Raw genomic sequence first — 19971 nt, 5'->3', positions numbered from 1 at the left:
CCTCCCGGTCCTCATGAGCTTCCTACACCCCACCGACGAACGGGACCGGCCCGAATCGACAGCCCGGCCATGAACTGGGCCACCCGTGGTACCGTCAAGTCAGCACATGTGTACGCCCGATCGTGGCGCCGGTGCGAGTTCTCCTTCAGTTCCGTTCGCCGGTCGGCATACCGGCTTCGTCTCACCACCTCGTGACCAGCGGTTCCGCCGTGTTCGAAGGTGCTGTTTCCCGCCGCCCGGAGGCGCTCTGTCCGCCCTCCCGATGCCCGCGGCTCACCCCTTCCCTCCGCATGTCCCATGCCTTCCGTCCGTGAAAGGACCGACCACCATGACCACCACACTCGAAACTCCTCCCGTCCAGCAGCAGCCCCCGGCACGAGCCGTCACCGGCGTCCTCGACGTCGACGCGAACGGGAAGGGCCACCTGCGCGCCGAGAACCTGCTGCCCTCTCCCTCCGACCCTCAGGTCTCCCCCGCGCTGATCCGCCGGTACGGCCTGCGCAAGGGCGACCTCGTCGAGGGCGCACTGGGCGACCGGCGTGCCCTCACCGAGGTCACCCGCGTGGACGGGCACACACCCGACAAGAACCGGCGCCACTTCGGTGAGCTGACGCCGCTTCACCCACGTGAGCGGATCCGCCTCGAACACCCGGCTGCCGGTCTGACCGGACGGGTCGCCGATCTGATCGCGCCGGTCGGCAAGGGTCAGCGAGGGCTGATCGTGGCCCCGCCCAAGACCGGCAAGACGGTCCTGCTCCAGCAGCTCGCGGCGGCCGTCGCCGGCAACCACCCGGAGTGCCGGCTGATGGTGGTGCTCCTAGACGAACGCCCCGAGGAAGTCACCGACATGCGGCGATCCGTGCGGGGCGAGGTATACGCCTCCACCTTCGACCGGGCGCCCAAGCAGCACATCGCGCTGGCCGAGCTCGTGATCGAGCGGGCCAAGCGGCTCGTCGAGGCGGGCGAGGACGTCGTCGTCCTGTTCGACTCGCTGACCCGGCTGTGCCGGGCCCACAACAACGCGGCCGCCTCCGGTGGCCGCACCCTGAGCGGCGGCGTCGACGCGGCCGCCCTGCACGGGCCGAAGCGGTCCTTCGGCGCCGCGCGGCTCGCCGAGGAGGGCGGCTCGCTCACCATCCTCGCCACCGCGCTGGTGGAGACCGGCTCCCGGGCCGACGACTTCTTCTTCGAGGAGCTCAAGAGCACCGGCAACATGGAGCTGCGCCTGAGCCGGGACCTCGCCTCCCGCCGGATCTACCCCGCCGTCGACATCAACCCGTCCGGCACCCGCCGCGAGGAACTCCTCCTGGCCCCGGCCGAGTTGACCGCCGTACGCGGCCTGCGCCGAGCCCTGCAGAACCGGGACGGCCAGGCCAACCTGGAGACGCTCCTGGAACGCATGCGGGAGACACCCGACAACGCGACGTTCCTGCGGCGGATCCAGCCGACGCTGCCCGGCGACTGACCCGCCCGCGGGCATCGCCCGTCCGGGTGCCGGCGCGGCCCGCCCGGCCCGGGCAGCGCGGTGGACGGCGGCCGCGTTCCTAGGTTGACGGTATGAAGATCGGATTTACCTCCCGAACCCTCGCGACCACCTGCGCGCTGTGCACGGCAGGCCTGCTGGCGCTGGCGCCCACCGCCGCGGTCGCCCGCACCGGGCACGATCCCGATCCACCCGGCGGGCCACGCGCGGCGACACCGCGGCCGGCGCTGCTGTACCGGCCCGGCACCCATGTGCGGCCGCACGCCGGCGCACCCCGGCTGCCGCGGGTCTCCGCCCTGTCGTGGCTGGTGGCCGACGCCGAAACTGGAGAGGTGCTCGCCGCGCACGACGCGCACCGGGAACTGCCGCCCGCCAGCACCTTGAAGACGCTGTTCGCCCTCACCCTGCTGCCGGCCCTGCCCGCCGGCGTCCCGCACACGGTGAGCGAGGAGGAGTTGGCCGGGATCGGGCCCGGCAGCAGTCTGGTCGGGGTCGCCGAGGGACGGACGTACCGGATCGCCGATCTGTGGCGCGGGGTGTTCCTCAGCTCCGGCAACGACGCCGTGCGGGTGCTGGCCTCGCTCAACGGCGGCTGGCGTGCCACCGCCGCCCGCATGCAGGACAAGGCCCGTGCGCTGGGCGCCCTCGACACGCGGGTGCTGTCGCCGGACGGCTACGACACGCCCGGCCAGGTCTCGTCGGCGTACGACCTCGCGGTGTTCGGCCGGGCGGGACTGCGCAACGCGGACTTCGCCCGGTACTGCGGCACCGCCGAAGCCTCGTTCCCGGGCAGGGGCGGCTGGTCGTACGAGATCCGCAACACCAATCGGCTGCTGACCGGGGCGGCCGGCGTGGAACCGTATCCGGGGCTGATCGGCATCAAGAACGGCTATACCAGCAGGGCGGGCAACACACTGATCGCAGCCGCCCGCCGGGGCGAGCGCACCCTCGTGGTGACGGTGCTGAACCCTCGCGCGGGCGGCGGGTTCGCCGTCTACGAGGAGGCCGGCGAGCTGCTCGACTGGGGGTTCGACGCGGCCGGGCGGGTCGAACCGGTGGGCTCGCTCGACGCCTTGCGGGCGAAGCCCAGGCCGGGGCCCGCGACGCTGCCCGTGGTGGCCGACGTGGCACCGGAGGGCGGGCCGGCCGGGCTCGGCTGGGCGGAGGCATGGGCAATCGCCGGCGCCGCCGGGGTGGGGGCCGGTGCCATCTCACTGGTGCTGCGCGCCAGGTGCTTCGAACGGGTGGACCCGGACTGACCGACCGGCAGCCACAGCAGCAGGCCGAGCGTGATCCAGGCGTAGGTGTTGCTGCCGAGGAAGCCGTCGACGCCGGACGCGTCGTCGAACCACAGCCACACCACGCTGGTGCACAGCACCGCGTACAGGGCGCCCGCGATCCGGGTGTGCCCGGCGCGGACGAGGACGGCGAAGGACGGCAGCAGCCACACCAGGTGGTGGACCCAGGTGATCGGGCTGACCAGACAGGCGGTCAGCCCGGTGAGGGCGAACGCCGCCGTCCACTCCCCCGCCGCGACCGCCCGTCGGGTACGCGCCACCCAGACGCCCAGGACCAGCAGGACCACCACCGCCCACACGGCGCGGTCCGACACGCCGAGCCGGGCCAGGATGCCCTGCAGCGACTGGTTGGAGACGTAGTCGAGGCGGCCCACCCGGGTGGTGTCCCACATGGCGTGCGTCCAGTAGAAGCGGGAGGCGTCGGGGGCCACCCAGGCGGCCAGTGCCGTGGCCGCGGCCGCGACGGCCGTAGCCACGGCCGCGGTCCGCCAGCGCCGGGCCACCAGCAGCAGGCCGATGAACGCGGCGGGCGTCAGCTTGATCGCGGCCGCCAGGCCGATGCCCACGCCCGCCCAGCGCTCCCGCCCGGTGGACAACAGCCAGCAGTCGAGGAGCACCAGCGCCAGCAGCAGGATGTTCACCTGGCCGAAGCTGAAGGTGTCCCGCAGCGGTTCGAACAGGGCGAGGGCGCAGGCGGCGAGCGCGCAGCCGTACCAGCCGTAGCGCCGCCAGGACCGCCCGGCCAGCACACGCAGCGAGAAGGCGAGTGCCGCCAGGTTGAGCAGCAGCGCCAGGGCGATCGCCGCGTGCAGACCGGCCAGCGCCATGGGCGACATGACCACGGCGGCGAAGGGCGGGTACGTGAAGCCGTACATGGTGCCGGGCACCCGGTAGTCGTAGATACGGCCGCCGTGGTGGAGCCAGCTGTCGACGGTGCCGTAGTAGACGCGCAGGTCGAACCAGTCGCGCAGCAGCGGCACGGTCGCGGTGAACACGGTCACGGCGGCGGCGAGCACGAGCACGAGGGCGAGCCGGCCGCGGTCGGTGCGCGGAAGTCTCATGCGGGGCGCTCCAACGCCGGGGCCTGCGCGGCCAGATGCGCCTGCCAGAGGACGACCACGGCGAGCGCGCCACCGGAGACGGCCAGCACCAACTGGCCGACGTCCGCGGGGCCGCCGCTGGGCAGGACGGCGAGGGCGAGCACGCCGGTCAGGGCCGCGACCCGGTGCCGTACCGAAGTGCTGGGCGCGGCGGCCGCGATGAGGAACAGTCCCCACAGGGCGTACCAGGGACGGATCGCCGGTCCGAAGGCGGCCACGGCGGCCAGGCTCAGGCCGAGGGCATACACGGGGCGCGGACGCCAGCGCCACCAAATGAGGACCACGAGGACCGCCGTGAGCACCATCCCGAAGACATGCCAGACCGGGACGGCAAGCGGCGCCAGGTCGCTGCCGATCCGGTCCAGGAGCGAGGCGGTGGCCCGGCCGAGCAGGCTGGTGAGCGCCCAGTTCTGTGAGGAGACCGGGGTGTCCAGGGCACCTATCCAGCCGTATCCCGTGCCCGCGACGGCCGTTGCGGCGACCGTGGTGGCGGCGGCCGCGGCCACGGTGGTGAGCAGGGCCTTGGCCACGTGGTGACCGGCCCGCATCATCAACAGCACCACCGCGGCGAGGCCCAGCGCTGCGGGTGCTTTGACCAGGGCGGCGAGCGTGACGAGTACGGCGCCCAGGATGGGCCACCGGCCGAGGGCCGCGACCAGACCGGCGCCGAGCAGGCCGAGCATGATGGCGTCGTTGTGGGCGCCCGCGACCAGGTGCAGCAGCACGAGCGGGTTCAGGGCGCCCAGCCACAGGGCGGCGGCCGGGTCGGCCCCGCTGTGCCGGGCGAGGCGCGGCAGCGCGGCCGCCATCAGCGCCACGCCGAGCAGCGCTATCAGGCGCATGCCGAGGAGCCCGGCGGGGAGTTCGCCGCGGGTCACGCCGGACAGGGCGGAGGCGACGCCTAGGAACACCGGGCCGTACGGGGCACCCGTGTGCTGCCACAGCGGGGCTACCTCGTCCGCGAGCGGGCCCCCGAGGTGCGCGGGGCCGTAGGCGTACACGTCGATGTGCGCGTCGACCATGGCGCCTTGGGCCAGGTAGCTGTACACGTCCCGGCTGAACAGCGGTGGCGCGATCAGCAACGGGGTGGCCCAGACCGCCAGCACCAGCAGCAGGGCGCGCGGGGTGGGTGGGTCGGCGCTGTGCACGAGGCGGCCGAGCAGCAGCCACGCCGCTATCAGCAGGACGACGCCGAAGTACACGCCGACCAGGCCCAGGGCCGCGTGGACCGAGGACGGGGCCAGGAGTTCCCGGACCGGCAGCGCACCGGCCGTCTCACCGCCCAGGGCGAGGAAGGCGGTGCCGGCCAGACCGAGTATCTGGCAGCGGCGGAGATCGACGGGGAAAGCCATGGCCAACACTCGCTCAGCGTGTCAACGCGGGGTGGCCGGGAGTTGACGGGGTTCCCTCCGGGGGGAAGCCGGGGTGTGACGGGCCGGTGATCGATTGTGGCCGTTTGTTGAAGGCTGCGACGCGTCTGCCTGGTGCGGATGGTGTGCAGGCTGCGGGTTGTGGGGGTTGATCGCGCCCACGCGGCGGAGCCGCTTTTTGATGCAGCCCCGCGCCCCTGAAGGGGCGCTTCACGCACCCCCGTCTAGAACACGGACAATCCCGTCAGCGTGGTAAATCTGTCCAGGGCCGCCACCCCTGCCACCGAATTGCCCCGTTCGTCCAGTCCCGGGCTCCACACGCACAGCGTGCACCGGCCCGGTACGACGGCGATGATGCCGCCGCCCACGCCGCTCTTGCCGGGCAGGCCCACCCGGTACGCGAAGTCGCCCGCCGCGTCGTACGTGCCGCAGGTCAACATCACCGCGTTGACCTGTTTGGCCTGGCTTCGGGTGAGGAGGCGGGTGCCGTCGGCGCGGATGCCGTGGCGGGCGAGGAAGGTGGTGGCCAGGGCGAGGTCGGCGCAGGACGCCTTGACGGAGCACTGGCGGAAGTACTGGTCGAGCAGGGCCGGCACCGGGTTGTCGATGTTGCCGTAGGACGCCATGAAATGGGCGAGCGCGGCGTTTCGGTCGCCGTGCGCCGTCTCTGAGGCGGCGACGTCCTTGTCGAAGTCCAGGGCGGGGTTGCCGCTCTCGGTGCGGAGGAAGGCGAGGAGTTCGCCGGCCGCGTCACCGGTACGGGTCTGGAGGCGGTCGGTGACGACGAGGGCGCCCGCGTTGATGAACGGGTTGCGCGGGATGCCGTTCTCGTACTCCAGCTGGATCAGGGAGTTGAAGGGGTTGCCGGAGGGCTCGCGGCCCACGTGCTCCCAGAGTTCGTCGCCCTCGCGGGCCAGGTCGAGTGCGAGGGTGAAGACCTTGGTGATGGACTGCGTGGAGAACGGCTCGCGCCAGTCCCCCACGCCGTACACCGAGCCGTCGAGTTCCGCGACGGCCATGCCGAAGCGACGCGGGTCGCAGGCCGCGAGCGCCGGGATGTAGTCGGCGGGCCGGCCGCGGCCGGGGGTCCGCTCGATCTCCTCCGCGATGCGCTCCAGGATCGGCTGGAAGGTCAGTGACGACATCGACGCTGCCATGATCACCATTGTGCCTCCCGGCCGGTCCCGGCGCGCATCCGCGGTTCGGTTCGTGCTGGTCAGGCCAGGGCCTGCCCACTGCCCGCGACGACCTCAGGGCGGAGCAGGTCGGCGAGGGTCTCGGCGGGCAACAGGCCCTTCTCCAGGACGAGTTCGGCCACACCCCGCCCGCTCGCGAGGGCCTCCTTGGCGATGTCGGTGGCCGCCGTGTACCCGATGTGCGGGTTCAGGGCGGTGACCAGACCGATGGAGTTCTCCACACTCCGGCGCAGCGCCTCGGTGTTCGCGGTGATGCCATCCACGCAGCGCTCGGCGAGCGTCACGCACGCGTTGCGCAGGTGCGTGATGCTCTCCGACAGCGAGTGCAGGATGATCGGCTCGAACGCGTTGAGCTGGAGCTGTCCGGCCTCGGCGGCCATGGTGATGGCGACGTCGTTGCCGATCACCTCGAAGGCGACCTGGTTGACGACCTCGGGAATGACCGGGTTGACCTTGCCCGGCATGATCGACGAACCCGCCTGCACCGGCGGCAGGTTGATCTCACCGAGGCCCGCGCGCGGGCCCGACGACAGCAGACGCAGGTCGTTGCAGCTCTTGCTGAGCTTGACGGCGATGCGCTTCAGCACACCGGACATCTGGACGAACGCACCGCAGTCCTGGGTGGCCTCCACCAGGTTGGCGGCGGTGACCAGCGGCAGCCCGGTGATCTCGGAGAGGTGGCGGCGCGCCGACTCGGCGTACCCGGCGGGTGCGTTGAGCCCGGTGCCGATGGCCGTCGCACCCAGGTTGATCTCATGGATCAGCTCGACCGCCTCGGCCAGACGGGACCGGTCCTCGTCAATCATGACGGCGTACGCGGAGAACTCCTGCCCGAGCGTCATCGGCACCGCGTCCTGCAACTGTGTACGGCCCATCTTGAGCACGTCACGGAACTCGACGGCCTTACGGGCGAACGCGTCCTGGAGCACGGACATCGCCTTGAGCAGCCCGCGCACCGCGAACACCGTCGCGATCTTCACGGCGGTCGGGTAGACGTCGTTGGTCGACTGACCGAGGTTGACGTCCTCGTTGGGGTGCAGGTAGTGGTACTGCCCCTTCTCGAACCCCAGCAGCTCCAACGCCCGGTTCGCCACGACCTCGTTGGCGTTCATGTTCGTCGAGGTGCCGGCGCCGCCCTGGATGACGTCGACGACGAACTGGTCGTGCAGCTCACCGGCCCGGATCTCCCGGCAGGCGGCGACGATGGCGGCGGCCTTCTTCGGCTCCAGCAGCCCGAGTTCCTCGTTGGCGAGGGCGGCGGCCTCCTTCACGGCAGCGAGGGCGTCGATGAGGTGCGGGTAGGCGGAGATGGGCGTACCGGTGATCGCAAAGTTCTCGGTGGCCCGCAGGGTGTGAACACCCCAGTAGGCATCGGCGGGGACGTCACGGTCACCGAGCAGGTCGTGTTCGCTACGGGTGGCGGCGGTCATGAGGGTGAGGGTTCGCTTTCTGAGATACGGAGGTGACAGCGCCCCTTCAGGGGCGCGGGGCGTTATCGATATGCGGCTACCGCCGCGTGGGCGCGACCAGCCACAACCGGCCGTCAGCCGCCAAACAAGAATCCGGCACACCCTTAGGCGCAGGCCGAAACAGCGACCGGCTCCAGCGAGCGAACGGGCCGCACACACCCGACTTCCCGCCCGCCACCCAACAGCGCCTCACCCTGGAACTCGGTGAGCAGCCCCGGATCGACGCCGGCAAAGGCGAGCGCCGCCGCGGCAACCGGCACCCGCGCCCGATTCGCCCCGTCCGCGATCTTCACGGCAACAGCCCGGCCATCCGGCAGAGCAGCAACCTGAACGCCCTCGAACCCGTCCTTGGCCAGCAGCCCCGGCACGGCCCGCATCAACGCCGCCACGTCCCGCCCCGAGCCGGAGGCCATCTCGGCGTGGTCCCGCATCGCATCCGCGACCCGCGCCTCGGGCGTACCCGGCGCCGCAGTGGTGATACGAGCCGCGGCGCGGGCAAGCCCGTGCAGCGAGACGGAGAACAGCGGCGCCCCACACCCGTCGACGGTCACGCGAGCGATCCGCTGCCCGGTGAGGTCCTCGACGATCTCGGCGATGGCCTGCTGGAGCGGGTGCGCAGGGTCGAGATAGTCGTCCAGGGACCAGCCGTTCAGGGCACAGGTGTACAACATCGCGGCATGCTTGCCGGAGCAGTTCTGGGCGAGCCGGGAGGGCGCGCGGCCCTCCCGGACCCAGGTGTCCCGCACGACCGGGTCGTACGGCATGTCCGGGACGTTGCGCAGGTGGTCCTCGGTGAGTCCGGCGAGTTCGAGGATGCGCCGGGTTCCGGCGAGGTGGTGTTCCTCGCCGGAGTGGCTCGCCGCTGTGAGCGACAGCAGGTCGCCGTCGAGCGGGAGCCCGGCCCGCACCATGGCGACGGCCTGGACGGGCTTGAGTGCCGAGCGCGGGTAGAAGGCGGCCTCGATGTCACCGAGCTGGAAACGGACTTCGCCGTCGGTACCGAGGACGACGACGGAGCCGTAGTGGATGCCTTCGGTCATTCCGCCGCGTATGAGGTGGGCGACGGGTGCGTGCAGGGGTTCGCGGACAAGGGGTGCGTCCGCTATGGAACTGCTGTACATCACTGCCTGGTTGTCGTGGGTCGCTGAGGAGTCGTCGACCGACACGGGTTTCACGCGTCGGCCTTGGTGGAGGCGCGCCCGGTGCGGCCGCGGATGGCGTACCAGCCCGCGATCAGCGCTGCGACGATCAGCGGCAGGCACAGCACGGTGGTGCGGCCGGCGCCTCCGTCGGCGTACATGAGGACCAGGACGGAGGCGAGGAAGGCCAGCGTCACCACTTCGGTCCAGGGAGAGCCCGGCAGCCGGTAGCCGGGGCGGGTGAGTTCGCCCTTCTGGGTCTTCTGCCAGAAGAGCAGGTGACAGATCATGATCATGCCCCAGGTGGCGAGGATGCCGATCGCCGCGAAGTTCAGCACGATCTCGAACGCCTCGGCGGGGACGACGAAGTTGAGTCCGACGCCGAGGACACAGATACCGCTGGTCAGCAGGATGCCGCCGTACGGGACCTGGCTGCGGCTCATCACCGAGGTGAACTTCGGGGCGGAGCCGGACATCGCCATGGAGCGCAGGATGCGGCCGGTGGAGTACAGGCCGGAGTTGAGCGAGGACATGGCCGCGGTCAGCACGACGAGGTTCATGACGCCGCCGGCGGCCGGGACGCCGATGTTGGACAGCACGGTGACGAAGGGGCTCTCGCCCGCCTTGTACGACGACCAGGGCAGCAGCATCGCGAGCAGGACGACCGAGCCGACGTAGAACAGGCCGACCCGCCACATGATCGAGTTGATCGCCTTCGGCATGATCTTCTCGGGGTTCTCGGTCTCACCGGCGGCGACGCCGACCAGCTCGACGGAGGCGTAGGCGAAGACGACGCCCTGAACGATCAGCAGCATCGGGAGCAGTCCGTTGGGGAAGACGCCGCCGTTGTCGGTGATCAGGGACGGGCCGGGGGTGTGGCCGTCCACGGGCTGCTGGGTCACCAGCAGGAAGATGCCGATCAGCATGAAGACGACGAGCGCGCCGACCTTGATGATGGCGAACCAGAACTCCAGTTCGCCGAAGATCTTCACGGAGATCAGGTTCACGGTGAGGACGACCGCGAGGGCTATGAGTGCGATCACCCACTGCGGGATGTCGGAGAACATGCCCCAGTAGTGGGTGTAGGTGGCCACCGCGGTGATGTCGGCGATGCCGGTGGTCGCCCAGTTCAGGAAGTACATCCAGCCCGCCGTGTACGCGCCCTTCTCACCCATGAACTCGCGGGCGTACGACACGAAGGCACCGGAGGAGGGCCGGTACAGGACGAGTTCGCCGAGGGCGCGGACGACCAGGAAGGCGAAGACGCCGCAGACCGCGTAGGCGATGAACAGGGACGGACCGGCGTCGGCGAGTCGGCCGCCGGCGCCGAGGAACAGGCCGGTGCCGATGGCACCGCCGATGGCGATCATGTTGACGTGCCGGGCCTTCAGCGACTTGCTGTAGCCGTGGTCTCCGGCGTCCACGTGACCGGACGAGGGGCGCGTCTCTTCTTTGAGGTGCTGTTCGCTCACGCCTCGGGTCCGCCTTCCGGGGTGCTGTTCGTGCGCTCGGGGCGCACGATGTCGGTGAGGGTGGTCTCGACGCGGTCCAGGTGGTGTGCCATGGCATCCGTCGCGTCGAGTTCGGAACCGTCGATCAGCGCCTCGACGATGGCCCGGTGCTCGCGGTTGGACTGCTCGCGGCGGCCGCCCAGTTCGTTGAGGAAGGCCGACTGACGCGCCAGTGCGTCGCGGATCTCCTCGATGACCCGGCGGAACACCGGGTTCTGGGCGGCCTCGGCCACGGCCAGGTGGAAGAGGGTGTCCATCGCGACCCACGCGGTGGTGTCCGTCTCCCGTTCCATGCGGTCGAGCAGGTGAGCCAGGTGGTCGAGGTTCTCCGGGGTGCGGCGCAGGGCCGCGTACCCGGCGACCGGGATCTCGACGTGCCGACGCACCTCCAGCAGGTCGCTGGCCGAGTAGTCGCCGAAGGTGGGGTCCTCGACGGTGTTCGCGACGACGAAGGTGCCCTTGCCGGTCTTGGAGACGGTCAGGCCCATGGTCTGCAGGGCCCTGAGGGCCTCCCGCAGAACGGGGCGGCTGATCTCCAGGCTGCGGCAGAGCTCCGCCTCGGAGGGGAGCTTGTCGCCGACGGCGTACTCGCCGCGCTCGATGGCACTGCGGAGGTGTGCCAGGACCGCTTCCATGGCGCTGATGCGTCGCGGCGGCTGTCCGGCTGTCCGGCTGTCTGACAGGTTCACGGGAGAGATACTCCGGGTGAGCCGAGGGTGGTGTCAAGGGGAGCCGGAAGGAACCCGCGTCAACTGTTGATCACACCCGCGCCCAGCAGCCCGAACAGCAGCACCCCCACGACGATTCGGTAGATGACGAAGGCGTTGAACGAGTGCTTGGCGACGAACTTGAGCAGCCAGGCGATGGAGGCGTAGGCGACGACGAACGAGACGACGGTACCGACGGCCAACGGCAGGGCGCCCGTGCCCGTCGTGCCGAGGGCGTCCTTGAGTTCGTAGATGCCGGCGCCGGTCAGGGCGGGAATGCCGAGGAAGAAGGACAGCCGCGTGGCGGCGACCCGGTCCAGGTCGAGCATCAGCGCCGTGGACATCGTGGCGCCGGAGCGCGAGAAGCCCGGGAAGAGCAGGGCGAGGATCTGGGAGCTGCCGACGAGCATCGCGTCCTTGAAGGAGGTGTCGTCCTCCCCTCGCTTGTGCCGGCCCATCTGATCGGCCGCCCACATCACGCCGCTGCCGACGATCAGCGAACCCGCGACGACCCACAGCGAGGCGAGCGGGCCTTTGATGAGCGGCTTCGCGGCCAGGCCCACGACGATGATCGGGATCGTCGCGTAGATCACCCACCACGCGAACTTGTAGTCGTGGTGGTACCGCTCCTCCTCGTCCCGCAGCCCACGCAGCCACGCGGAGACGATCCGCACGATGTCCTTGAAGAAGTACACGAGCACGGCGGCGATCGCGCCGACCTGGATGACGGCCGAGAACCCGACGACCGCGTCGTCGTCGACGGGGATCCCCATGAGCCCCTCGGCGATCTTCAGATGGCCGGTCGAGGAGACGGGCAGGAACTCGGTCACCCCCTCGACGGCTCCGAGGACGACGGCCTGACCGACGCTGATGGCACTCATGGGATCCAGTTCCGGGGGTTCGGCGGGACAGTGGCGCGCACTGTCCTACCAGGTGCGGGTATGGATCCGTGGCATACGACGACGTGGTCCGGTCGCCTACGACCACACCGCCTCGGCGATCGAGACCCCCAAGAACGCCGCGCCGAGGCCCGCGGTCACGCTCCCCACGATGTTGACGACGGCATAGAGCCCCGCCCCCGTCTCCGTCAGCCGCAGGGTCTCGTAGGAGAAGGTCGAGTACGTGGTCAGCGCCCCGCACAGGCCCGTGCCCAGCAGCAACTGGAGGGGGGAATCCGCGGCGCCCGCGGCTGCCGCCCCGGTGAGCAGGCCGAGGATCAGACAGCCGGTGACGTTGACCGCGAAGGTGCCCCAGGGGAACACCGAGTCGTGCCGGGACTGCACCGCACGGTCGGTGAGGTAGCGCAGGGGCGCGCCGACCACGGCACCCGCGATCACCAGGAGCCAGTTCACGGCGACTTCTTACCTTCCGTGTCCGAGGTGCGGGGGTTTTCGTCACGGCCGACGTAGCTGATGACCTCGCAGTCGTCGAGGGTCATGAGTCCTTCGGTGACGAGTTCGTCGAGCTGGGGCAGGAAGGCCCGTACGCGCTCCTCGCTGTCGACGATCACGATGGCGACCGGCAGGTCCTCGCTCAGGGACAGCAACCGCGAGGTGTGGATCAGGGACGAGGCGCCGAAGCCCTCGATGCCGCGGAAGACGCTGGCGCCCGCGAGACCGGCCGCGTGGGCGCGGTGGACGATCTCCGAGTAGAGGGGCTTGTGGTGCCAGGTGTCGTGCTCGCCGACGAAGACGGTCAGGCGCAGGGCTCTGCCGGTCGGTCTCGTCATCGCTGCCTCCACTTCAGGGCACGGCGGGTCGCCGCCGCCGCGAGCCAGACGGCCGTGAGCGCCGCGATCAGGGTGGCGGCCAGGTAGGCCAGGCCGGTGCGGGGGTGGCCGCTGTCGACCAGCTTCTGGATGTCGACGGCGTAGGTGGAGAAGGTGGTGAAGCCGCCGAGCACTCCGGTGCCGAAGAAGGGACGGACGAGGCGGTGGGCGGCCCACACATCGGTGATGACCACCATGAACACGCCGATCACGGCGCAGCCGACGACGTTGGTCCAGAAGGTCGCCCAGGGGAAACCGCCGGGTTGGGCCGGCCACCAGAGCGAGGCGGAGTACCGGGCCGTGGCGCCGATGGCCCCGCCGACTGCGACCACCGCGACGATGGGCGCCTGAGTACGCCAGGCGCGCTGGGGTGGGGCGGGCGCCGGGGTGCGCAGGCTCTCGGTCTCCGGGGCTGTCATGGTCGTACGTCTGTCTCCTGCCTGGCCCTCGTCACCGCACCTGGCGTGGGGATCGCGGCCGGTCAACAGCGTACGCCGGGCTCATTTCGGGACTGGCGCCTCGCACACCGCGATGCCCCGCTCCCACAGGCTGCCCAGGATCAGCCGGCCGCCGGTCTCGCACACGCTGGTGACCATGCGAAACCCGGAGTGCCGCCGCGCCAGGTGGTGGACGACCGTCCCGGTGTCGTCGAACGCGAGCACGCCGATCGTGCCCGTGGGGCGGAAGGGGGCGCGCACGGCCACGCGTGCGGCGGTACGGCGGACGGCCGGCGCCGCGCGGTGGAGCAGGTCCAGCGGGGGTACGCGCGGGCCGGCCAGCGCCACCCAGATCGGGCCGTCCGGTGCGCCGCGCCAGAGGTTGTCCGGCATGCCCGGCAGGTCCTCGGCGAAGGGCTCGCTCTGTCCGGCGCGCGGCCCGGTGAGCCAGTAGCGGGTGAGGCGGTACGCGCTCGTCTCGGCCACGACCAGGAACGAACCGTCGGCGCTCGCGGCGAGGCCGTTGGCGAACTGGAGGCCGTCGAGCAGGACCTCGGGAGTGCCACTGCCGGGGGCGAGGCGCAGGAGCCGGCCCGTCGCCGTGTGTTCGACCAGGTCGCCGATCCAGTATTCCAGGGGGTGGCGGCGGCTGCTGACGGTGAAGCAGACGCTGCCGTCGGGCAGCGCGACTGCGTTGCTGCAGAACCGCAGCTTCTCCCCCGCCGCCGAGTCGGCGAGGACGCGTACGGTTCCGTCGGCGAGGTCGACGCGGAGCAGTCCGCGTCGCGCGTCGCACACCAACAAGGCGTTGTCCGGGAGAAGCTCGAGGCCGAGAGGCCGCCCACGCGTCTCGGCGAGCACCTCGACGCGGGCTTCTCCCGAGTCCGCCAGGCCGTCGACGCGCAGGATGCGGCCGTCCTCGACGCCGGTCAGCACCCGGCCCCGGGCATCGGCGACCACGTCCTCCGGGCCCAGGCCGCCGATCGCCACGTACCGGCGCGGGACGAGCTCGGTGGGACGGTCCATGGAAGTCTCCCCTTCGGTGTCGCCTTCGGTGGCGGGACGGTCCGCCCGGGCAGGCACGCACCGTGGTGCGGACGTCACGACGACGCGCGCCCGGGTACCCGCACCGCGCCGTGTCATCCGCCCCGGTCCGCGAGCTGTATGTAACGGTTTACGAGGTACATCCCCTGGCCACTCGGTCAGGCGCGCACAACAGGCGGAGAGAGGGTGGTCGTATGTCACGTCCGCCCCGGTGGCGCGCGCATCGCCGCCCCGGTAGAGGGGCCCGTGACCCATGGCGGTCGCGTTGAACGTCCGGCGCTCCTGGCTGCGCACGGCATGGCACCGGCTGGAGCTCACGGAGCTCTACCGGCGTGGCAAGGAACTGGAGTTGCTGCACCGCGCCATGGGCTTCGCCGCGCTCGCCCTGGTCACGCTGGCTCCGCTGCTGATCGTGGTGGCGGCCGTGGATCCCCTGGCCAGCGGAGGGTTCGCCCTGTGGCTGGTGGACGGCATGGACCTGTCCGGCCGGTCGGCCCACGCCCTCTCGCAGGTCTTCACCCCGCCTCGCAAGGTGGTCAGCACGACCAGCGCGCTGAGCGTGGCGCTGCTCGCCGTGTTCGGTGTGTCCTTCGCCGCCAGCGTCCAGAACGGCTACGAGCGGATCTGGAGGCTGCCCGCGGGGCCCTGGCACCGGGTGTGGCGGCAGACCGTCTGGCTGATCATGCTCATGGCGTACGTGTACGCGCAGGTGCAGACCCGCACCCTCCTGGAGGGCACGCCCCGCATCCTGCTGAGCATGGCGGTCGGCGTGCTGTTCTTCTGGTGGGGGCCGCACTTCCTGCTCAGCAGTGAGGTGCGCTGGCGCGACCTGCTGCCCGGTGCGCTCGCCACCATGGCGGGGCTGGTCGGGTTGCGCTTGTTCTCGTACCTGGTGTTCACCCCGCTGCTCGTCACCAACGCGATCAGCTACGGCCCGGTCGGGACCGTCCTGGTGGTGGAGTCCTGGCTGGTCGGTGTGGGGTTCGTGGTCTACGGCGGCGCGCTGGTGGGCCGGCTGCTGTGCGAGCGGTTCGAGGACTTCGACGAGCCGACCCGCACGGCCCCGAAGCGGCGGCGCCGCCGACGCGGGTCGGCGGCCGACCGTTCCGCGGACCATGCGCAGCCCGGTGTGCCCGAGTAGACGTACGGCTCGGTCGGGCAGGACGGGAACCCGGGCCGGTCCGGCGCGTGCGGCACCCGGCAGCACTACCAGCCCTTCTCGAACATGCGCGCCACCTCAGCGATCCGCACCTCGTCGCGCCGGTAGTAGGTGCGCCGCCGGAACCGCTTCGTGCCCAGCAGGCCGAGGTCCACGAGGAGCCCGAGGTGGGTCTCGGCGACCTTGCGCGGCACGCCGAGCTTCTCGGCCACGGCGTCCGCGGTGACACCGTCCTCGACCGGGTCGCCGTGCCGCTGGTTCGGGAAGTGCGCGGCCGGGTTCTTCAGCCATTCCAGGATGTCCAGGCGCCTTACGCTGACGGGAGTCCTCAGCATCTCGTCCCTCCCTCCGTCGGGCCGCGTGGTCACGCGTCTTCCCACTGTCCCGCAGCCGAAGCCGCCGTGTCCGGGACTCCTGGACCCTTGTCCGGTACCGAACGGCCGTACGACACAAGGCGGTTCGGCCCGGACGCGGCGGGGCCCGGCCGCATGGGCGCGGCCGGGCCCTTCTGTCACGGAATCAACGAACTCAGCGGTGGCTGAACCACGCCATCGACGACAGCGCCGCGTCGTCGTAGCCGAACAAGGCCTGGTTCTCCCAGCCGTTGCCCGAGGAGGCGTCCGTCGGGTCCCAGCCGTTGCCGGAGACGGCGGTCCAGGTCGCCTCCCAGTAGAAGACGCCGAGGCCACGGCCGTTCGGGACGGCCTCCACGATGCTCGCGATGTCGTTCATCCACCGGCGCTGCCCGGCCGTGTTCGCCGGGTAGCCGGAGACCAGCTCGCCGGTGGTGTCGATGATGTTCTCGTGCGAGTCCTCGCTGTCCAGCCGGAAGGGGTAGGCCGTCTCGGCGACGAAGACCGGCTTGCCGTAGCGGGAGGCCGCGTCGTCCAGGGTCGTCTGGAAGTCGTAGAGCGAGCCGTGCCAGTAGCCGTAGTACGACAGGCCGATCGCGTCGAACTTCACACCGTTCGCGACCGCGCTGTCGAACCACCAGCGGATGCCGGAGAGGTCACCGCCCTTGGCGAGGTGCAGTGCGACCGTGGTGGACGAGTTGACCGCCTTGACCGCGTCGTAGCCGGAGTTGAGCAGTCCGGCGAGCTGCGACCAGTTGTTCGTGGAGCCCTCGTTCCACAGCATGCCGCCGTTGATCTCGTTGCCGACCTGGACCATGTCGGCGGTGGTGCCCTGCGCCTTCAGCGCGTTCAGCACGTCGTACGTGTGGTTGTACACGTCGGTCTTCAGTTGGCTGTACGAGTGCCCCGCCCAGGCGGCCGGCTTGCTCTGGGCGCCCGGGTCGGCCCAGGTGTCCGAGTAGTGGAAGTCGACCAGCAGCTTCATGCCGGCGGCCTTGACGCGCTTGGCCGTGGCGAGGACGCGCGTCTTGTTGTTGTAGCCGTCGGCCGGGTTGACCCAGACCTTCAGGCGCGCGTAGTTCATGCCGGCGTTCTTCAGGATGGTGATCGGGTCGCCGGTCGCGCCGGAACTCGTCCGGTAGACGCCGCCCTTGGCCTCGCTCTTGGCGAGGGAGGAGATGTCGGCGCCGTGGATGGACGTGCCGCCCGTGCCGGACGCGAAGGTCAGGTCGTCGACGTTGATCCAGTTGCCGGCGTTGGCGTCACTGTTGATGCTGATGGTGCACTGGTTGTTGGTCACGTTGACCGGCACGACGATACGGAGCCAGCCGCTCGCCGAGACCGGAAGGTCGGTGCGCTGCTCGGCGCCGCCGCAGTTCTTCAGCGCGAGGTACGCCGAGTTCTGGCCACCGCCGGAGCGGACCCAGGCGGTGAGCTTGTAGTTCCCGTTGGTCAGCCCGGACAGGTACTGGTACGTCTCCACCTTGTACGCGGAGGACGCCCAGTGGGTCAGGCGGTAACTCCCGCCGTGGCCACCGGCTTCGGTGAAGGAGGCCGAGTTCTGGCCGGCCACCGAGTACGTGGACCAGCCGGCCGGGGTCGCGGTGCCGGTGCCGTCGGACTCGAAGCCGCCGTTGGTGAGCGTGCTCGCCGCCGAGGCGGTCTGCGCGGGCAGGCCGGTGAGGGCGAGTCCGGCGGCGAGCGGTATCAGCAGGACTCGGAGGGTGCGTCTGGGATGGAACATCTTCGTCCGTCGTCCCTTCGACGTATGGGGATGGGGGTGTCCCCGCCGGGAAGGCCGGCGGGGGCCTCGCCACCGCGATGGGGAACCACTGCGGTGAGGAGCCCCTCCGCCCGCGGCTCGCGGCACGCGCGGGCGGAGGGGAGTCGGTTCAGCCGTCGAGTCGTACGACCCGGACGGCTCCGGCGGGCACCTCGAGGCGGCCCGCGGCGCGTTCACCGGTCAGCAGCTCGGTAGCGGGCGCCTCCAGCGGCACCTTGGCGTCCGACGCGGTGTGGTTGACGGCGAACAGGTAGGTGCCCGACTCGCCGGAGCGGCGCACCACCTCGACGTCCCGGGGCAGGTCGACACGCGGTGCGACCTGCGCGTCCTCGATCGCACAGGCCAGCAGCGCGTCGAGTCCCCCGGCGCCCAGGCGGGTGGAGACGTACCAGGCGGTGCCCTCGCCGAGTCGGTGCCGGGTGACGGCCGGGTGGCTGGCTACGAGGCCGTCCTCGTACGTCCACACGGTCTCGGCGCCGCGCGGGACGACGAACTCCGTCCACACGTCGCCGCTCAGCTCGGAGCCGTCGGGACCGGTGATGCGCACCAACTGGTCCTGGAGCAGCGGCGAGAACTCCTCGATGGTCAGGCCCAGGACATCCCGCAGCGGCCCGGGGTACGCGCCCTCGTGCACGGCGTCGTGCTCGTCGACGATGCCGGAGAAGTACGACACGACGAGGGTGCCGCCGCCCTCGACATACCGGCGCAGATTGCGGCCGGCCGCCTCCGTCATCAGGTACAGCGCCGGCACGACGACAAGCCGATAGGCCGACAAGTCGGCTTCCGGGTGGGCGAAGTCGACCGTGAGGTGGCGGTCGTAGAGCACCTCGTAGAAGGCGTCGGCCCGCTCGCGCGCGTCATGGTCCTCGCTGGGGCGCCAGTCGAGGGTCTGCGCCCACCAGGAGTGCCAGTCCCACAGCATCGCCACGTCGGCCTGCGTGCGCGTGCCGCGCACGCCGCTCAACGAGTCGAGTGCGGCGCCGAGTTCCACCACCTCACGCCACACGCGCGTGCCGGTGCCGCCGTGCGGGAGCATCGCCGAGTGGAACTTCTCGGCGCCGCGCCGGGACTGCCGCCACTGGAAGTACATGGCGCCCTCGGAGCCGCGCGCCACGTGCGTGAGGGAGTTGCGGGCCATCTGGCCGGGGGCCTTTGCGGGGTTGCGGGGCTGCCAGTTGACGCCCGAGGTGGAGTGCTCCAGCAGGAGCCAGGGCGCTCCCTGAGCCACCGAGCGTGTGATGTCGGCGGCCATCGCGAGGTTGACGTGGGTGCGGCGGCCGTCGGTGATCAGGTAGTGGTCGTTGGTGACGATGTCGACCTCACGGCCCCAGGCCCAGTAGTCGACGGAGTCGCACTGGCTGAGCGCCGTCATGAAGTTGGTGGTGACCGGGACGCCGGGCGAGAGGCGGTGCAGGATGTCCCGCTCCATACGGAAGTTCTCGCGCATGGTGGCGTCGGCGAAGCGCTTGTAGTCCAGCGCCTGGGCCGGGTTGACGGCCGTCGGCGTCAGGCGCGGCGGGTTGATCTGGGCGAAGTCGGTGTAGCGCTGGCCCCAGAAGGCGGTGCCCCAGGCCTCGTTGACGGCGTCGACCGTCCCGTACGCCGACTCCAGCCAGCGGCGGAAGTGTGCGGCGCAGGAGTCGCAGTAGCAGGCCGAGACGGGGACGCCGTACTCGTTGTGCACGTGCCACATCGCCAGGGCCGGGTGGTCTCCGTAGCGTTCGGCGAGCTTGGTGGTGATGGTCGCGGCGGCCGCTCGGTAGTCCACGTTGCTGTGACAGATCGCGGCTCGGGAGCCGAACTCGTGGCGCACGCCCTCCGGCGTCACGGGCAGCGCCTCCGGGTGGGCGCGGTAGAACCACACCGGCGGGCACACGGTGGGCGTGCCCAGGTCGACGCGTATGCCGTTCTCGTGCAGCAGGGCGAGCAGGCGGTCCATCCAGCCGAAGTCGTACACCCCGGGCGAGGGCTCCAGCAGGGCCCAGGAGAAGATCCCGACGCTCACCATCGTGACGCCGGCCTCCCGCATCAGCCGTACGTCCTCCTGCCAGACGCTTTCCGGCCACTGCTCGGGGTTGTAGTCCCCACCGAAGGCGAGCCTGGTGAGGCCCCTGGGGGTGGTCTCCGGCATGGATCTCTCCCGTTTAATCGATC

The 19971-nt window shown here is 70.8% G+C and carries 17 protein-coding genes and 1 pseudogene; 3 read left to right on the top strand and 15 right to left on the bottom strand.

Features of this window, described 5'->3' with window-relative positions:
• Positions 1-328 precede the first annotated feature (328 nt).
• Positions 329-1465 carry a transcription termination factor Rho gene (gene rho / locus IF78_RS0107760; protein ID WP_031479949.1) on the top strand — a complete coding sequence of 379 codons (1137 nt, stop codon included), beginning with the start codon at positions 329-331 and terminating at the stop codon, positions 1463-1465.
• Positions 1466-1557: 92 nt separating this feature from the next.
• Positions 1558-2391, top strand: a pseudogene (locus IF78_RS49515) (D-alanyl-D-alanine carboxypeptidase family protein); the annotation flags it as partial.
• 86 nt (positions 2392-2477) lie between these two features.
• Here the strand turns inward: IF78_RS49515 and IF78_RS0107750 are convergent.
• The 12 genes from IF78_RS0107750 to IF78_RS0107695 all read right to left on the bottom strand — a co-directional run bounded on the left by IF78_RS0107750 (position 2478) and on the right by IF78_RS0107695 (position 14504).
• Complete coding sequence (locus IF78_RS0107750; RefSeq protein WP_031479947.1) at positions 2478-3842, bottom strand: glycosyltransferase 87 family protein; 1365 nt, start codon at positions 3840-3842, stop codon at positions 2478-2480.
• On the bottom strand, positions 3839-5233 hold the full coding sequence (gene mptB / locus IF78_RS0107745; protein WP_031479945.1) for a polyprenol phosphomannose-dependent alpha 1,6 mannosyltransferase MptB: 1395 nt from the start codon (positions 5231-5233) through the stop codon (positions 3839-3841). Before mptB ends, IF78_RS0107750 begins: the two co-directional genes overlap by 4 nt.
• Positions 5234-5475: 242 nt before the next feature.
• Complete coding sequence (locus tag IF78_RS0107740) at positions 5476-6417, bottom strand: glutaminase (protein WP_031479943.1); 942 nt, start codon at positions 6415-6417, stop codon at positions 5476-5478.
• Positions 6418-6467: 50 nt separating this feature from the next.
• Entirely contained in the window at positions 6468-7877 is a 1410-nt protein-coding gene (gene aspA / locus IF78_RS0107735; RefSeq protein ID WP_031479941.1) for an aspartate ammonia-lyase, read from the bottom strand.
• A 143-nt stretch (positions 7878-8020) separates the two neighbouring features.
• Entirely contained in the window at positions 8021-9037 is a 1017-nt protein-coding gene (locus IF78_RS0107730; protein ID WP_031479939.1) for an asparaginase, read from the bottom strand.
• A 50-nt stretch (positions 9038-9087) separates the two neighbouring features.
• Positions 9088-10527, bottom strand: coding sequence for an amino acid permease (locus IF78_RS0107725; RefSeq protein ID WP_031479937.1), 1440 nt, complete (start codon positions 10525-10527; stop codon positions 9088-9090).
• Positions 10524-11201 carry a FadR/GntR family transcriptional regulator gene (locus IF78_RS0107720; RefSeq protein ID WP_031479935.1) on the bottom strand — a complete coding sequence of 226 codons (678 nt, stop codon included), beginning with the start codon at positions 11199-11201 and terminating at the stop codon, positions 10524-10526. Before IF78_RS0107720 ends, IF78_RS0107725 begins: the two co-directional genes overlap by 4 nt.
• A gap of 113 nt (positions 11202-11314) precedes the next feature.
• A complete protein-coding gene (locus IF78_RS0107715; protein ID WP_031479933.1) occupies positions 11315-12154 on the bottom strand; it encodes an undecaprenyl-diphosphate phosphatase in 840 nt (279 codons plus the stop codon).
• A 96-nt stretch (positions 12155-12250) separates the two neighbouring features.
• Complete coding sequence (crcB, locus tag IF78_RS0107710) at positions 12251-12625, bottom strand: fluoride efflux transporter CrcB (protein ID WP_031479931.1); 375 nt, start codon at positions 12623-12625, stop codon at positions 12251-12253.
• On the bottom strand, positions 12622-13002 hold the full coding sequence (locus IF78_RS0107705; RefSeq protein ID WP_031479929.1) for a DUF190 domain-containing protein: 381 nt from the start codon (positions 13000-13002) through the stop codon (positions 12622-12624). Before IF78_RS0107705 ends, crcB (IF78_RS0107710) begins: the two co-directional genes overlap by 4 nt.
• Positions 12999-13460: a fluoride efflux transporter CrcB gene (gene crcB, locus IF78_RS0107700; protein ID WP_031479927.1), complete on the bottom strand. Its 462-nt coding sequence runs from the start codon at positions 13458-13460 to the stop codon at positions 12999-13001. The genes IF78_RS0107705 and crcB (IF78_RS0107700) overlap by 4 nt, the downstream gene beginning before the upstream one ends.
• An 81-nt stretch (positions 13461-13541) precedes the next feature.
• Positions 13542-14504: an SMP-30/gluconolactonase/LRE family protein gene (locus tag IF78_RS0107695; RefSeq protein WP_031479925.1), complete on the bottom strand. Its 963-nt coding sequence runs from the start codon at positions 14502-14504 to the stop codon at positions 13542-13544.
• A 271-nt stretch (positions 14505-14775) separates the two neighbouring features.
• Here IF78_RS0107695 and IF78_RS0107690 point away from each other — a divergent pair, with 271 nt between their 5' ends.
• Positions 14776-15663, top strand: coding sequence for a ribonuclease BN (locus IF78_RS0107690; RefSeq protein ID WP_234439786.1), 888 nt, complete (start codon positions 14776-14778; stop codon positions 15661-15663).
• A gap of 65 nt (positions 15664-15728) precedes the next feature.
• Here the strand turns inward: IF78_RS0107690 and IF78_RS0107685 are convergent, their stop codons facing one another.
• The 3 genes from IF78_RS0107685 to IF78_RS0107675 all read right to left on the bottom strand — a co-directional run bounded on the left by IF78_RS0107685 (position 15729) and on the right by IF78_RS0107675 (position 19948).
• Positions 15729-16016, bottom strand: coding sequence for a helix-turn-helix domain-containing protein (locus tag IF78_RS0107685; protein ID WP_031479921.1), 288 nt, complete (start codon positions 16014-16016; stop codon positions 15729-15731).
• 193 nt (positions 16017-16209) lie between these two features.
• A complete protein-coding gene (locus tag IF78_RS0107680; protein ID WP_031479919.1) occupies positions 16210-17778 on the bottom strand; it encodes a glycoside hydrolase family 53 protein in 1569 nt (522 codons plus the stop codon).
• A gap of 148 nt (positions 17779-17926) precedes the next feature.
• Positions 17927-19948 carry a beta-galactosidase gene (locus IF78_RS0107675; protein ID WP_031479917.1) on the bottom strand — a complete coding sequence of 674 codons (2022 nt, stop codon included), beginning with the start codon at positions 19946-19948 and terminating at the stop codon, positions 17927-17929.
• Between the last annotated feature and the right edge of the window lie 23 nt (positions 19949-19971).

Source organism: Streptomyces bicolor, from assembly GCF_000719285.1.
Lineage (GTDB): Bacteria > Actinomycetota > Actinomycetes > Streptomycetales > Streptomycetaceae > Streptomyces > Streptomyces bicolor.
Note: the sequence above shows the minus strand (reverse complement) of the source record. Positions and strands in the feature narration are given on the sequence as shown.

Excerpts from the sequence above, each read along its gene's own strand:
- crcB (WP_031479927.1), bottom strand. The coding sequence starts at position 13,460 with ATGACAGCCCCGGAGACCGAGAGCCTGCGCACCCCGGCGCCCGCCCCA.
- IF78_RS0107705 (WP_031479929.1), bottom strand. The coding sequence starts at position 13,002 with ATGACGAGACCGACCGGCAGAGCCCTGCGCCTGACCGTCTTCGTCGGC.
- IF78_RS0107715 (WP_031479933.1), bottom strand. The coding sequence starts at position 12,154 with ATGAGTGCCATCAGCGTCGGTCAGGCCGTCGTCCTCGGAGCCGTCGAG.
- rho (WP_031479949.1), top strand. The coding sequence starts at position 329 with ATGACCACCACACTCGAAACTCCTCCCGTCCAGCAGCAGCCCCCGGCA.
- IF78_RS0107750 (WP_031479947.1), bottom strand. The coding sequence starts at position 3,842 with ATGAGACTTCCGCGCACCGACCGCGGCCGGCTCGCCCTCGTGCTCGTG.
- IF78_RS0107675 (WP_031479917.1), bottom strand. The coding sequence starts at position 19,948 with ATGCCGGAGACCACCCCCAGGGGCCTCACCAGGCTCGCCTTCGGTGGG.
- IF78_RS0107695 (WP_031479925.1), bottom strand. The coding sequence starts at position 14,504 with ATGGACCGTCCCACCGAGCTCGTCCCGCGCCGGTACGTGGCGATCGGC.
- mptB (WP_031479945.1), bottom strand. The coding sequence starts at position 5,233 with ATGGCTTTCCCCGTCGATCTCCGCCGCTGCCAGATACTCGGTCTGGCC.
- IF78_RS0107730 (WP_031479939.1), bottom strand. The coding sequence starts at position 9,037 with ATGTACAGCAGTTCCATAGCGGACGCACCCCTTGTCCGCGAACCCCTG.
- IF78_RS0107720 (WP_031479935.1), bottom strand. The coding sequence starts at position 11,201 with ATGGAAGCGGTCCTGGCACACCTCCGCAGTGCCATCGAGCGCGGCGAG.
- aspA (WP_031479941.1), bottom strand. The coding sequence starts at position 7,877 with ATGACCGCCGCCACCCGTAGCGAACACGACCTGCTCGGTGACCGTGAC.
- IF78_RS0107680 (WP_031479919.1), bottom strand. The coding sequence starts at position 17,778 with ATGTTCCATCCCAGACGCACCCTCCGAGTCCTGCTGATACCGCTCGCC.
- IF78_RS0107740 (WP_031479943.1), bottom strand. The coding sequence starts at position 6,417 with ATGGTGATCATGGCAGCGTCGATGTCGTCACTGACCTTCCAGCCGATC.
- IF78_RS0107685 (WP_031479921.1), bottom strand. The coding sequence starts at position 16,016 with ATGCTGAGGACTCCCGTCAGCGTAAGGCGCCTGGACATCCTGGAATGG.
- IF78_RS0107690 (WP_234439786.1), top strand. The coding sequence starts at position 14,776 with ATGGCGGTCGCGTTGAACGTCCGGCGCTCCTGGCTGCGCACGGCATGG.